This window comes from Brevibacillus porteri, from assembly GCF_003013475.1.
Classification (GTDB): domain Bacteria; phylum Bacillota; class Bacilli; order Brevibacillales; family Brevibacillaceae; genus Brevibacillus; species Brevibacillus porteri.
Window position 1 is genome coordinate 98,198 of the sequence record NZ_PXZO01000042.1, and the last position, 12,839, is coordinate 111,036.

The 12,839-nt window shown below is 49.2% G+C and carries 12 protein-coding genes; 3 read left to right on the forward strand and 9 right to left on the reverse strand.

The features are described 5' to 3' along the window. Nucleotides 1-13: 13 nt before the first annotated feature. Together C7R92_RS20840 and C7R92_RS20845 are read right to left on the reverse strand one after the other, a co-directional pair. Nucleotides 14-1,105, reverse strand: a complete 1,092-nt coding sequence (locus tag C7R92_RS20840; RefSeq protein ID WP_106835516.1) for a sensor histidine kinase — start codon at nt 1,103-1,105, stop codon at nt 14-16. After that, a complete protein-coding gene (locus tag C7R92_RS20845) occupies nt 1,098-1,799 on the reverse strand; it encodes a response regulator transcription factor (RefSeq protein ID WP_106835599.1) in 702 nt (233 codons plus the stop codon). The genes C7R92_RS20840 and C7R92_RS20845 overlap by 8 nt, the downstream gene beginning before the upstream one ends. 196 nt (nt 1,800-1,995) lie before the next feature. Between C7R92_RS20845 and C7R92_RS20850 the strand changes: the two genes are divergently transcribed. The 3 genes from C7R92_RS20850 to C7R92_RS20860 are packed head-to-tail and all read left to right on the forward strand — an operon-like array spanning nt 1,996 to nt 4,204. Continuing rightward, nucleotides 1,996-2,781, forward strand: a complete 786-nt coding sequence (locus C7R92_RS20850; protein WP_106835517.1) for a transporter substrate-binding domain-containing protein — start codon at nt 1,996-1,998, stop codon at nt 2,779-2,781. 50 nt (nt 2,782-2,831) lie between these two features. Then, nucleotides 2,832-3,485 (forward strand): amino acid ABC transporter permease, encoded by a 654-nt coding sequence (locus C7R92_RS20855; protein ID WP_017246731.1) that lies wholly within the window; start codon nt 2,832-2,834, stop codon nt 3,483-3,485. After that, nucleotides 3,482-4,204, forward strand: a complete 723-nt coding sequence (locus C7R92_RS20860; RefSeq protein ID WP_017246732.1) for an amino acid ABC transporter ATP-binding protein — start codon at nt 3,482-3,484, stop codon at nt 4,202-4,204. The genes C7R92_RS20855 and C7R92_RS20860 overlap by 4 nt, the downstream gene beginning before the upstream one ends. Nucleotides 4,205-4,269: 65 nt before the next feature. On the opposite strand, the gene C7R92_RS20865 is transcribed toward C7R92_RS20860, so the two are convergent. The 7 genes from C7R92_RS20865 to C7R92_RS20895 form a co-directional block, all read right to left on the reverse strand. Then, nucleotides 4,270-5,961 carry an amylo-alpha-1,6-glucosidase gene (locus tag C7R92_RS20865; RefSeq protein WP_106835518.1) on the reverse strand — a complete coding sequence of 564 codons (1,692 nt, stop codon included), beginning with the start codon at nt 5,959-5,961 and terminating at the stop codon, nt 4,270-4,272. After that, nucleotides 5,951-6,607, reverse strand: a complete 657-nt coding sequence (locus tag C7R92_RS20870; RefSeq protein ID WP_106835519.1) for a YesL family protein — start codon at nt 6,605-6,607, stop codon at nt 5,951-5,953. The genes C7R92_RS20865 and C7R92_RS20870 overlap by 11 nt, the downstream gene beginning before the upstream one ends. A gap of 28 nt (nt 6,608-6,635) precedes the next feature. Continuing rightward, nucleotides 6,636-7,448, reverse strand: a complete 813-nt coding sequence (locus C7R92_RS20875; RefSeq protein WP_007720306.1) for a carbohydrate ABC transporter permease — start codon at nt 7,446-7,448, stop codon at nt 6,636-6,638. Further along, on the reverse strand, nt 7,445-8,365 hold the full coding sequence (locus C7R92_RS20880) for a carbohydrate ABC transporter permease (protein WP_170831617.1): 921 nt from the start codon (nt 8,363-8,365) through the stop codon (nt 7,445-7,447). Before C7R92_RS20880 ends, C7R92_RS20875 begins: the two co-directional genes overlap by 4 nt. A gap of 57 nt (nt 8,366-8,422) precedes the next feature. Further along, nucleotides 8,423-9,724 (reverse strand): ABC transporter substrate-binding protein, encoded by a 1,302-nt coding sequence (locus tag C7R92_RS20885; RefSeq protein ID WP_106835520.1) that lies wholly within the window; start codon nt 9,722-9,724, stop codon nt 8,423-8,425. 117 nt (nt 9,725-9,841) lie between these two features. Beyond that, nucleotides 9,842-11,038: a response regulator transcription factor gene (locus C7R92_RS20890; protein ID WP_106835521.1), complete on the reverse strand. Its 1,197-nt coding sequence runs from the start codon at nt 11,036-11,038 to the stop codon at nt 9,842-9,844. Further along, nucleotides 11,010-12,746 carry a cache domain-containing sensor histidine kinase gene (locus C7R92_RS20895; RefSeq protein WP_106835522.1) on the reverse strand — a complete coding sequence of 579 codons (1,737 nt, stop codon included), beginning with the start codon at nt 12,744-12,746 and terminating at the stop codon, nt 11,010-11,012. Before C7R92_RS20895 ends, C7R92_RS20890 begins: the two co-directional genes overlap by 29 nt. Nucleotides 12,747-12,839: the final 93 nt, after the last annotated feature.

Consider the following 12,839-nt stretch of genomic DNA (forward strand, 5'->3'; position numbering starts at 1 on the left):
AAAGTGAGGTCGTTTATTCGTGAGGTAAGCGTATTTCAAAAACGGTGCGGATCAAATTGCTCTGAGCAGAAATCGTCCCTTCATGGCGCTCGACAATATTTTTGGCGATAAATAACCCAAGACCTGTGCCTCCGTTTTGATGAGTGCGTGCCTTGTCACCCGTGTAAAACATCTCAAAAAGATGCGGCAGATCTTCCGGGGGAATCTCGTTGCCATAATTAATCACCTGCACAACGACCTCGTCGCGATCCAAAAAACCGTTGATATCAACAAACTGGCCATCTTGTCCATACCGGATGGCATTGGTCATGATATTCTCGAAAACGCGTGCCAGAAGTTCTCCGTCTCCGAGAATCGTCAAACGTGAGGCCACATTCATTCTGGTTTCCAACTGATTTTTCTCCAAGGAAGGATATAGCTCCTCGTTTAACTGCATGAGTAATTCACTCAGGTCAATCAGATTCTGTTGGATGGTGAGCATGCCATAGTTCATCCTCGTAATTTCGAAGAGCTCATCGATCAGCTTTTCCAAACGCTGCGATTTGGTAAAAGCAATATTCGTGTAATGTCGGGCCTGTTCCACCGTCAACTGCTCGTCCCGCAAAATGATGTCCAAATACCCTAAAACAGAAGTCAGCGGCGTCCGCAGGTCATGCGCCAGGTTCAAAACCAACTGATCCTTGCTGCTTTCGGCAAAGTCTCCTCTTTGTACAGCTTCCTGCAATTTTTCACCCGCCAGATTGATGTCCTTGGCAATATCTCCAAACTCATCGTTCGACGGTATTTGAACATGATTGGTAAAGTCACCATTCGCAAGATGATGAATCCCTCTAGAAATCTCTTGAAAATAGGTGGCATACCGTTTAGTTAGCAAGAAGAAAAACAGTATGGCTAGTGGAACAAAAATAATCAGAAAGAAGTAAATGTCCCCTATTTCTCGCATAAAATAGCGAATCGGCGTTAACAAGCTTTCAAACCTTACCTGTGTTCGATAGTAAAGCTGTAGCGTTTTAAAGATCACATAGGTAACCGCACCGGCTAGAAGCAGACTTAGGCCCAGAAGCTTGACTATTTGAAACCGAAAGCTCCGTATCATCTTAGCCATTAAAGGAATACCCTACTCCCCAGACTGTCTTGATCCACTTGTTCTTGGTTTTTTCTTCTCCCAGTTTCTTTCGCAAGGTGCGAATGTGCACCATGACTGTATTGCAGCCTTCATAGTACGCCTCGCCCCACACCTGCTGGAAAATATTATCCGCACTAAACACCTTCTTTGGATAGCTGGCCAGCAGGTAGAGAATATCAAACTCTTTCGGCGTTAACTCAATCGTTTCTCCGTACAGGTTCACGGTTCGCTGCTCAGGGTAAATGACAAGTCCACCTGCCTCTAAGACCTTGTTACTCGCTACTGCTACTGTTGGTTGATTCAGCTGCTTAAAGCGTCGCAGCTGGGCATTCACACGGGCGACCAATTCCATTGGATTGAATGGCTTGGTCATATAATCATCTGCGCCCATCACCAATCCTGAAATTTTATCCAGATCGGACGTCTTGGCACTCAAAAAGATAATCGGCATATTGTGCTGTTCACGTATGAGACGGGTTACCTCATAGCCGTCCAGCCCAGGCATCATAATATCGAGGATCGCCAAATCAATCGAATGCGTCTGCACAGCTTGGAGTGCTTCCCTTCCATCCGCTGCGATAATTGTGTGGTAACCTTCTTTTTTCACATGCAAGGCAACGAGCTCAGCAATCTCCGCTTCATCGTCGGCGATCAATATGGTGACCTGCTTCATCGTTTTTCCCATCCCTTTTATACATTTGCTACCATTATAGCAGGTATGAAAAAACATTTCTGTTATCTCACCATGATATCGTTCATACAATTATGGATAATAATTACTTTCAGTTTGTTTTGACTTTACCGACTTTTCTATATTACTATATTCATGTCCATATCATATCTGTCATAAATATACTTGGGGGTAATTTATGAAAAAACTAATGTTTGCTGTTGTTTCTGGTTTGTTGGCACTCACGGTAAGTGCATGTGGCAGTGGGACTGATCAGGCTGCCACAACATCTGGGCAGTCGGGTGCCAAGAAGTACGTTATTGGTACAGATGCAACATACCCACCCTTTGAGTTTGTAAAAGACGGAAAATACGTGGGAATTGACATCGACCTGATCAATGCCATCGCCAAAGAAGAGGGCTTTGAGGTAGAAATTAAGCCAATGGACTTCAAAGGAATCATTCCGGCTGTTCAAGCGAAGCAATTGGACGGAGCCATTGCAGGAATCAGCATCACAGATAAGCGCAAAGAAATTTTAGATTTCTCTGAACCTTACTATCAAGCAGGTCTTTCTCTGGTCGTACGTGAGGACAACACAACGATCAATGGAGAGGCAGATTTGGCTGGCAAAACAATCGCCATCAAAAAAGGCACGACTGGTGCGACCTTTGCTGATGAGCTCGGGAAAAAATACGGAGCGACTGTCAAATACTTCGACGATAGCCCTTCCATGTTCCAAGAAGTTCAGAACGGCAACGCTGATGTGACCATCGAAGACTATCCGGTTATCTCGTATAAAATTACGGTAGACCCTGCTTCCAAGCTAAAAATTGTAGGCGACCGTCTCAATGGTGACCACTACGGCATCGCGGTATTAAAAGGCAACAAAGAGCTGCAAGACAAACTCAACTCCGGTCTGAAGAAGCTGAAAGAGAACGGGAAATACGATGAAATCATCAACACCTACTTGAGCACCAAAAAATAAAGGCGCGAGACGCGCCTTTTTTTCACCTTAGAAAGAATGGAGTTGTCCAAATGAGCAGTAGTTGGGATGTCATTGTCGATGCGCTTCCTGTCTTGGCCCAAGGCTCTGTAGTCACGCTAAAAATAACGGTCATTTCCCTGTTTTTTGCTCTCTTAATCGGATTGCTTTTTGGCTTGATGAGTACAAGCCGGTCCAAAGTGCTTCGCGGCATTGCAACCGCTTACGTTGACTTTCTCCGCGGCACACCGCTGTTGGTTCAAATCTTCTTTATTTATTTTGGATTGCCGCCTGTCCTTGATATCAAAATTCCAGAGACAACTGCGGGTATTCTTGCGCTCAGCCTCAATGCCGGAGCCTACTTGGCGGAAATTTTTCGTGGTGGAATACTCTCGATCGATAAAGGACAGATGGAAGCAGCCCGTTCCCTGGGACTCACGCACGGAAAAGCTATGCGCCTAGTTATCTTGCCCCAGGCTGTTCGCCGCATGATTCCTGCTTTCGTCAACCAATTTATCGTGACGTTAAAAGACACCTCGCTCTTAACGGTCATTGGTATCCGTGAACTGATGAACAGTGGTGAAATTATCATCTCTGGCAACTTCCGCTCGTTTGAAATTTGGGCAGTAGTAGCGGTCTTCTATTTCCTGATGATTTACATCCTCAGTCTGCTATCTCGTTCCCTTGAGAGGAGGTTCGCGAAATGATTCATGTAGAGAATTTGAAAAAGAGCTTTGGCTCGTTGGAAGTCTTAAAAGACATCTCGACTACCATTGAAGAGCGCGAAGTTGTCTGTGTCATCGGTCCCTCCGGCTCGGGAAAAAGTACGTTTCTGCGTTGCCTGAACCAGTTGGAAGAGGTGACATCGGGCAAAATCACCATTGAGGGTGTGGAGGTTACTTCCCCCAAAGTGGACATTAACAAGCTGCGAGAGCGTGTCGGCATGGTGTTTCAACGGTTCAATCTATTCCCGCATCTCACTGTATTGGAAAACATTATGCTCGCACCCAAGCACATCAAAAATTCAGAGCGTCAGCAAAATGAACAAAAGGCGCTGGAATTGCTGAAAAAAGTAGATTTGGCGGACAAGCGAGACGTGTATCCAGATCGGCTGTCAGGCGGTCAGCAACAGCGCGTAGCCATTACCCGTGCGCTCGCCATGGACCCTCATATCATGCTGTTTGACGAGCCTACCTCTGCACTCGACCCGGAAATGGTAGGGGAAGTTCTTCAGGTGATGAAAGATTTGGCCAAAGAAGGAATGACGATGGTCGTGGTCACGCATGAGATGGGATTTGCTCGTGAAGTAGCCGATCGCGTGATTTTCATGGATGGCGGATATATTGTAGAGGAAGGCAAGCCTGCCGAGATTTTTGACAATCCTCAGCATGAGAGAACCAAGGCGTTTCTCAGTAAAGTGCTGTAGACAAGTAACGGGCATGATGCGATTTTTCATCCATCATGCCCGCTTGTTTTTTCTATGAAACTACCTTACACATACTCATGCCCCAGCATCAAAAACACGCTGGACGTCCACGTAAAGGCCCGGTCCCTCAGTCCATCACCTGTCAGTGCATCGAAATTTTCCGCCATGCCACTGCGGGCTGCCATTCGGCAAAAACGTCTGGCAATCTCCTGAGAAAATGCAACTTCGCCTGCTCTCCGTAATCCATCTACCAACAACATCGTCACCGGTGCCCAGATCGGGCCTAGCCAATAGCCATCGGCGCGGTAGAACGAGCTGGTTGGACTCTCTGTAGCCAGTCCATTCTCGGTCAAAAACCGCTCCTGCAAGCCCGCAATCAGCTTGGCCCGGATGTCCTGCGGCAGCTTTTCGCCAAGCACCAGAGGCATATAGCGAATCAAGCTGTCTCCTTGGGTAGGCTGATCGCTTCCAGAGTGGGTCGCGAAAAAGTTTTCTCCGTTCCAATGCTTCTCCATGAGCCGTTGCAGCGTCATTTCGGCCTTTTCCAGCCACCTCGCTGCCTCTTCATGACGTCCCAGTCTCTTCGCCAAATCCGCCAGCACATCCATTTGCAGAATCAAATACGCAGGCAGGTCCGGGCTTTCGATTGGCGCCCCATCGAGGAAAATTGTGCTGTTGTCCCAGCCGCAGTCATAGCCGTGATTATACTGCGGAATCCCGTCTTGATCATCATCGCGGTAACGGAACCACCAATTGGTCCAGCGACAAAGCGGCTCGTACACCTCTTCTAGCATCTCGTTTGTAATCGCGTCGTTCCGATCCAGCATCCAGCGCAGCGTCCAGCCGTGAATCGGAGGCTTGCAGCAATTCCACAACGCATACCGATCATTGATAAAATCGGGGAAGACACCACTTTCGTCCTGCCTGTCGATAAAGATCATGAGCTGATCCCACGCCAGCGGCAGGTTTGCTCGCGTCAGTGCCATCGCATTGAAGCAATGATCCCAGCTCCAGATATTCGTCATCCAATTTTTGGACATGTACATCGCAGACCGTGGCAGATAGCCTTCTGGTCTCACCACACAAGACCAGGTGATGTACGCCGCGAGTTCTCGTGCTTCGTTCAAGTTTTCGCGATGCTCCTCAGACACGGAGAGTGTCTTTTCCAGCCAATCGTCGTACTCTTTTTTCACCTGCTCCCAACCATCGGCAAAGGCAGGGTAGCTGCGCTCCTTCCAGACGGTGTGGAACTCTTCCAGTACGCCTTCCAGCACACCTGTTTCCTCATCGGGATGAAAGGTTACGCTTACTTGCTGTTCACGCGATGCCTTCGTAGGGTTGACCACCAGCGCTCCAGCAAGCGGAGTCACTCGCAAGCGAATTTCCGTGGAAAAGTGATTGATTTCCCAGCATCCGGCTCCTGCTTGAATCGCATAATCAGCTGCCGTCGATTCCAGCACCAGTCGCAATCCAACACCTTGACCACGTACCTGCACCAGCTGCGGCTCGCTCATGCATAGCTTCACTTCGCCTTTATCTCCGTAAAGACGCAGCAAGGTTGGCGTAGCCTCCATCTCAAATGGAATCGCCACACCATCCGCTACCATTTCGATTCGAAAAATCGCGCCATCGTGGTTGTCACCTCCACGAATATTGCGTAAATACAGCCCTTCTGCTCGCTTGGCGTTACCCAGTCGCGAGAGTACGAGATACGACCCGTATCGGCTAAAAGGAACGATTCCTAAATCAAACTGCATATGTCTCACCTCGAGGTTGCTTAGTCGATCGTTTACGATCACGCTTTTCCATCAGACGACTGATTCTGGCGTTCATCCACCAGACGGGCAGACTCGCTCCCAACAAGATCGGCAAAACAGGAATCGCCAGCAAGAGAATCATGAGAAGGAGCAAGCCTCCCATCGTGACGAGCGAATGCAACGGAAAGGCCGCGACCAGCCAAAACGATTGCTTGAGCGTCCTCTTTACGTCTGCATCCTCCCGAACAAGCAGGGAAAAGGCGTGGCAAGAGGTAGCCGCATGCAAGAATCCGATCCCCGCAAAAACGGCCGCAATCGAGAGCCCCCACAGGGAGCCCAAGCGCAGGAAGAACACCACATCGACCCACAGAATTGCCCCTGTTAGCACCGTCCCTGCGCCAAGCCATTGGCTCCTCCAGAAGTAGTGGCGAAAAGCATGCCAGAAGGCGGACGGAAGCCCACGGTCACTCCACTTGCCGCTAAGTACGTCGTGCAGAGCAGCTGTCGCTGGATAGATTCCAAAGACGATGCCTCCCATGAGCGTGCACACCACCCACATGAGATGCGCTGCCGCCATCCGCAACAGTCGCTCACCAAATTGATGAAATGACCATGCCCAGCCTTCCCACTTCGCCCGATTCCCCACTTCTGCTCCCTCCTTACTTGATAGCCTCTTACTTAATAGCAACGCCAGCTGAATTGTCTACGATATATCGTTGTGCGAGGAAAAAGAGGAGTAACGGCGGAAGCGAAATCAGGAACGTTACCGCCATCAGCCCGGTAGCCTCTACTTCATACATCCCTTTAAATTGCGCCAGTCCCAGCGTCAGCGTGTACTGACTTTGGTCATTCAAGAAAATGAGTGGACCCAAATAATCGTTCCATGTGCCCAAGATGTTGAATACACTCACCAAAATCAGAGCAGGCATCATCAACGGCATAATAATCCGTGCGTAAATCTGAAACGAACCCGCACCATCAATACGCGCTGCCTCATCCAGCTCACGAGGAATGGTCAAAATAAACTGTCGCATGAGGAAAATATAAAACGCTGACCCAAAAAACGAAGGAACAATCAACGGCTTGAGCGTATTGATCCAGCCAAGGTAATTGAATTCCATGTACAGCGGGATCATCGTTACTTCCCACGGAATCATCATCGTGGCCAGAACGACCATGAACAGAAAGTCTCTCCCTTTAAACGTAAACCGAGCAAAGCCGTATGCGACCAGCGAAGACGAAATCAACTGACCAATCGTGGTCAGGATCGTCACCGTCAACGAGTTTTCCAAATAGAGGTTAAACGGCTGCGACATCCACGCATTCCCGAAGTTCTCCCAATGCAGCACATCCGGAATCCATTTTGGTGGATACTGCAAAATCTCATCGTCCGACTTGAGCGCAGTAGAGATCATCCAGTAAAACGGTGCGAGAAACAGGAAAGAGAAAAAGATCAAGCTCGCATAAGCGATCGTTTTGCGTATCACGCTTCTTCCCCTCCCCTGCGGTTGTCGCCCTCGTAGTACACCCATTTGCCGGACGTTTTAAACACGATGAAGGTCAATACCAGTATGATCGCAAACATAAACCAGGAGTTCGCCGAAGCATATCCCATCTTGAAGTATTTGAAGGCGTTGTCGTACGCGTACATGGCATAGAAATACGTAGACTGCAACGGTCCGCCTCCTGTGAGCAGGAGTGCTAGACTCAACTGCTGGAACGCACTAATGATCGTCATAATCAGGTTAAACAAAATCGTTGGGCTCACCATCGGCAGTGTAATGCGGAAAAACTTTTGCACTGCCCCTGCCCCATCAATCGAGGCCGCTTCATACAAGCTCTCCGGAATGCTTTTGAGCCCCGCCAGGAAAATCAATACCATGGAGCCTTGCCCCCACAAACTGGCGATTACCATGGCAATGAGCGCCCACGTCGTATCGTTTAGCCAATCTGGACCTGTAATCCCAACCAGACTGAGCAAATAGTTGAAAATACCGTATTCCCCGTCGTACACCCACGCCCAAATCATCGCCAGCGCCACACCGGAAATCACGCTCGGCAAGTAAAATACGGTGCGGAAAAAGCCGCTGCCTTTTACCTTCTGATTCAGCATCATGGCCAAAAACAACGCGATGAACAAATTCAACGGTACAAACAACAACGCAAATTTAATCGTGATCCAGAGCGATTGCCAAAACAATGGATCGTCCGTAAACATATTGACGTAGTTGTCCAAGCCGACAAACGTAACCTCACCAACGACAGGCCAATCAAAAAAGCTCATGACGAGCGAAAACAGCATCGGTCCCAGCGTAAAAGCGAGAAAGCCGAGAATCCAAGGCAAGATAAAAAGATAGGGCGTAAGAAACGCCCTTCCCTTGAGTTTTTTCGGTTGAACGGTCATGGCAGGCTGTTTATGTGTCACAACACTCTCTGTATTCAATTCCCTGACCCCTTCCCGTTATTTTTCTAAAAACTTCTGGGAGTCTTTGACTGCCTTGTTCAGTAATTCCTCGGCATTTTGTCCCATCATGATCGCATTGACCGCTGCGGAAAGGTTCCGGTTGATTTCGTTCCAGTGCGGATTCAACAGGAAGGCAGGCGTGTCAGTCGATTGTTCCAATGTCTTATAGAACGGCGCGTAGAGTGGGTCCTGATCGAGCTTCTTTTCTTGTACGACACTAATACGCACAGGCAAGTCAGATGTACGCATTTTGATCGCATCACTGGAAACGAAGAACTTCAAAAACTCCCAAGCCAGTTCTTTGTTTTTGGAATCCTTGGCGATCGATACAGAGGAGGTTCCAATGACACCCTTACTAGGCTTGCCAGGGAATTGCGGCATCACGACCGTACCAAAATCGACATTCGCCTTCTTGTACGACTCGAGCGACCATACGCCGTTGTCATACATCGCGAGCTTACCCGCTTTGAACAAGTCGTTCCCGCTCTGCTGGTTTTTTCCACCGACAAGCAAAGCGCTCTTGTCTTTCGTCAAATCACTGAAAATTTGCAGGGCTTCTGCCGTTTCCTTGCTGTTCATGTAGCCTTCGATGGCTTTTCCATCAGGGCTAATAAAGCTGCTGCCGTTGCTCCACACGAACTGCTGCAAATCGTACGTATCCGGCTCCGAACGAACAGCGAAGCCGTACTGCTTCTTGTCGCGAACGGTCAGCTGTTTGGCAGCCGATTTGAAATCATCCCACGTCCAGTCGTCTGTCGGAAGTGGTACATTTGCTTCGTTAAACAGCTTTTTGTTGTAGAATACGACCCGGGTCGAGAAGCCCGCTGGGAGACCGAACAATTTTCCATCGAATCGATTATAGTTTAAGAGGCCTTGGTAAAAGTCGTCGATTGCCACTGATGGGTCCTTCTTTACGTACTCATCCAATGGCTCGAGTGAGGCGTTGTACGTTGGGAAATCCCACATGTACATGACATCCGGCGGGTTTTTCGCTCCGAATGCCGCTACCAGCTTCTGATCAAAACCATCTGCATATGCCTCGACTTGTACCTTCACACCCGGATTTTTCTGTTCGAATTGTTTCGCGATATCTTGTTGGATCTTCAGCATTTGGTCCGTGTCCCAAGTCGCGAAACGCAATGTAACCGTTTCCTTTTTATCAGACGATGCTGGCGTTGTCGTACCTGTGTTACTAGACGTGCCGTCTGTTCCTGTTGGCTGGGCTTGTGAACAACCAGCTACGACGGCCAAAAGAAGTGCCATACCAGCTGCCATCCATTTTGACGCAACCTTTTTCATCTGTGATCCCCCCTAGATTTACCCCTCATTTTCTTTATTTTAATGAAGAGAAAAAAACGGTGAAACCGCCAACTGTTCGCAATAGTGCGTCAATTTGTTTCCTTTTTTTCGCTTTGTTCAGGTTTGCGCGGTGGAGTGGACGATTGTTCGACTGGAACCCTCCTTTTGTTTGAAACGGTAGTGGCTCGGGGTCATCCCTGTACATTTTTTAAACCATTTACTGAAGTATTTCGCGTCAGGAAGACCGACTCGCTCCGCTACCTCTTGAATGGACAGAGCTGTTTCATCCAGCATCGCTCGGGCCATTTTTACCCTGCGCTTATCGAGAAACTCGCTGAAGCTCTCGCCCACTCCCTTTTTAAACATCACACTAAAATGACTACGGCTCAGTCCCACCTGTGAAGCTACCTCACTGACCGTCAATGGCGTATCCAGACGATCGAGCGCGTAATAAACAGCCTGCTTGATTGGCTCCTGCCACGGGTCTTGAATGACGCCGTACTTGCGCGCCCGCTCCGTGCGCTGATAGAGCATTCGTACCGTCTGAATCCACGGTTCGAGTCCAGCAAACGGGCCGGTTGTCTCCCAGCTCGTCACCTTTCCAGCCAGCTTCCATTCCACGAGCAAGGATTCTACCTGTCTGCTAATACTTGCGGGAGTCAGTAAAAAACGGATATCGCCACATGCGATCCACTCCCATTGGCTGTCCAGCTCCCGTGAAATCCATGCCCGCTCCTGTTCCTCGCCATTTGCACTGCTGCCCATCCCTTCCAAGAGCCATACACGCACGGAATCGTTCATCCACGACCAGTGTGATTGCAGGAGGGAGGACAAGCTTTGCTCGAAATCCCGGCTCAAACCAGTCAACCACGCACCGAATTCCCGCTTCCATTCATCAGGGCGTTCCCTACTTTTTTCGGGTCGCGCGCTCTCGCCTGCCAGCTCAGACCGCAGCTTTTCCAACAACGTCCCCCATTCCTCATCCTGAAACTCGGTCTTCAACAAATATCCGGACACCCCGAGAGAAATTCCTTGCTGGGCAAAAGCAAAATCGCGGTGACAGCTGAGCAAAAGCATCTTTGTTTGGGGAGCGTGCTCCTTCACTCGCCTGCACAGCTCCAACCCATCCATTTCCGGCATGACGATGTCCGTAATCACCAACTCGGGCTGTATTTGCAGGAAAGCCTCCCAGCCTTTCCGACCATTCGGTGCATCCGCTACCACTTCCATCCCGTAGCGACTCCACGGCACCATTGCCTTCAGTCCTCTTCGCACCAGCACTTCGTCATCCACAATCATTACCTTGATGTTCATCAGGAATTTCCTCCCTTTTCGGCCATGTGATTTGAATTGTGGTTCCTTCTCCTCTGACAGATGAAATTTTCATGCCGTGCTCCATACGGAAATGAAGCTTGAACTTCTGATCGACGTTGTACACACCGAGCCCTCGTTTGCTAGAACGCTCTAGATCAGGATCGAGAAGTTTGGCCAATCGCTCCGGCACAATTCCTGCACCGTCATCTTGCAACAGCAGCGTCACAAGCCCTTCTTTTTCACTGACACGGATCCGGATCGTTCCGTGCCCGTCTTCGAATGCGTGGAAAAAGATATTTTCCAAAAGCGGCTGGAGAGTCATTCGCGGGATCAAATAGCGACGGCAAGCCTCTACTCCCGTCTGTTCAAATTGAAAAACGGGCCCATACCGCAGCTCTTGGATTTGCAGAAAATGCTCGACGGTTTGCAGTTCCTTTTCCAACGGGACGAGCTCCTGCGTGATGTCGAGGTTGCCCTCTAGCACTTTGATGAGATGATAAAGCATATTGCCGATTTCATTGGCGCCAGATAATCTTGCCTTCCACTGGATGGAATTGAGTGTATTGAACAACAGATGCGGATTGATCTGGTAGTGAACGGCTCGCAGCTCTGCTTCCTTTTTCAACTGCTCGGTGCGACTCACCTCGGCGATTAGCGTCTGAATCCGCCTCACCATCTGGTTGAAGCTCACCCCTAACCGCCCCAGCTCGTCTTCTGTATCGACCTCAGCTCGTGTTTGCAGCTCGCCTGTTCCTACCAGCCGCATCGTTTCTTGAAGTCGTTTGATTTTGCCTGTAATCCGTTTGGAAAATAAATACGCCAAAAGAAGTGCCAGCACGGCCGAAAGAATCAGCGCCGCGATAAAAAAGGATTGAATCACTTCCGCAGAGCGGTTCATTTGCTCGTAAGGCAAGCGCACCTGAATCATCCAGTTGTTGGACTCCAGTGGCTTGTTCCAGACGATATCGCTCTCTTGCTGGACGAACGTACCCGCAGTCTGGTAAATCAGCTCGCCATTGTTGGCTGTAATCGTCACATACGCACTCATGTCCTCTTCCAGCTGTTCAAACAACTGAAACAGCTTGCCTGCTTTCATCTCGATCAAAATCCGGCTATCCTTCAATACGCCATAACCGCTGAGAACGGGAACGACCAGACCGAGTACCTTTTCCTGATTTCGCAGCTCCGCCTCATCCTGAAATCCGACATAATGCCGTGGTGTGTAAAAACCGATCCATCGCTCCTCATCCAGCTTGGCGGGCAGCCCCTTCCACCACCATTCCCGCATCAGATCCTTTCCATTGATCACATTTTCCCCGAAAAAGTAACCGGAGGGCGTCACGATAAAAATGCCTTTTGTATCAAGGTTGCAGTGCGCCCCCAGGTATCGCTCGAAGTTTTTTTGTTCCAGGAAGCCTGTGTACGTCTTCGGCTGTTCCTCCCGCATGACGACCAACGTCGGGTCTGACACGTACGTATTGATGTCATAAGCCATGTATCTCATTTGACTCAGGTAGTTGTCGATCTGGATTTGCAGCTGCGTAGCGATATACTCGCCTGACTTGCTAAATTGCTCGCGAACGACCATCGACGATTTCCAATACGCCATACTCCCTAGCGTAATCAGCGGAATAATGGCTGCAATCAGCATAAAAGCGAGCAGCTTGGCATGAATGCTTCTGCGCGGAAAGAGCGACCATGACTTCATGTGACAGAACCACCACCGGATTTTGATTAGTTGCACTATTCAATCTTTAATTAGATTGTACAACGTTTCGGCGATGCCTTCGAGAACAATCAG

What these genes read in the sequence shown, in the direction of transcription:
- C7R92_RS20840 (WP_106835516.1), bottom strand. Translation starts at nt 1,105, where the DNA reads ATGGCTAAGATGATACGGAGCTTTCGGTTTCAAATAGTCAAGCTTCTG.
- C7R92_RS20845 (WP_106835599.1), bottom strand. Translation starts at nt 1,799, where the DNA reads ATGAAGCAGGTCACCATATTGATCGCCGACGATGAAGCGGAGATTGCT.
- C7R92_RS20850 (WP_106835517.1), top strand. Translation starts at nt 1,996, where the DNA reads ATGAAAAAACTAATGTTTGCTGTTGTTTCTGGTTTGTTGGCACTCACG.
- C7R92_RS20855 (WP_017246731.1), top strand. Translation starts at nt 2,832, where the DNA reads ATGAGCAGTAGTTGGGATGTCATTGTCGATGCGCTTCCTGTCTTGGCC.
- C7R92_RS20860 (WP_017246732.1), top strand. Translation starts at nt 3,482, where the DNA reads ATGATTCATGTAGAGAATTTGAAAAAGAGCTTTGGCTCGTTGGAAGTC.
- C7R92_RS20865 (WP_106835518.1), bottom strand. Translation starts at nt 5,961, where the DNA reads ATGCAGTTTGATTTAGGAATCGTTCCTTTTAGCCGATACGGGTCGTAT.
- C7R92_RS20880 (WP_170831617.1), bottom strand. Translation starts at nt 8,365, where the DNA reads ATGACCGTTCAACCGAAAAAACTCAAGGGAAGGGCGTTTCTTACGCCC.
- C7R92_RS20885 (WP_106835520.1), bottom strand. Translation starts at nt 9,724, where the DNA reads ATGAAAAAGGTTGCGTCAAAATGGATGGCAGCTGGTATGGCACTTCTT.
- C7R92_RS20890 (WP_106835521.1), bottom strand. Translation starts at nt 11,038, where the DNA reads ATGAACATCAAGGTAATGATTGTGGATGACGAAGTGCTGGTGCGAAGA.
- C7R92_RS20895 (WP_106835522.1), bottom strand. Translation starts at nt 12,746, where the DNA reads ATGAAGTCATGGTCGCTCTTTCCGCGCAGAAGCATTCATGCCAAGCTG.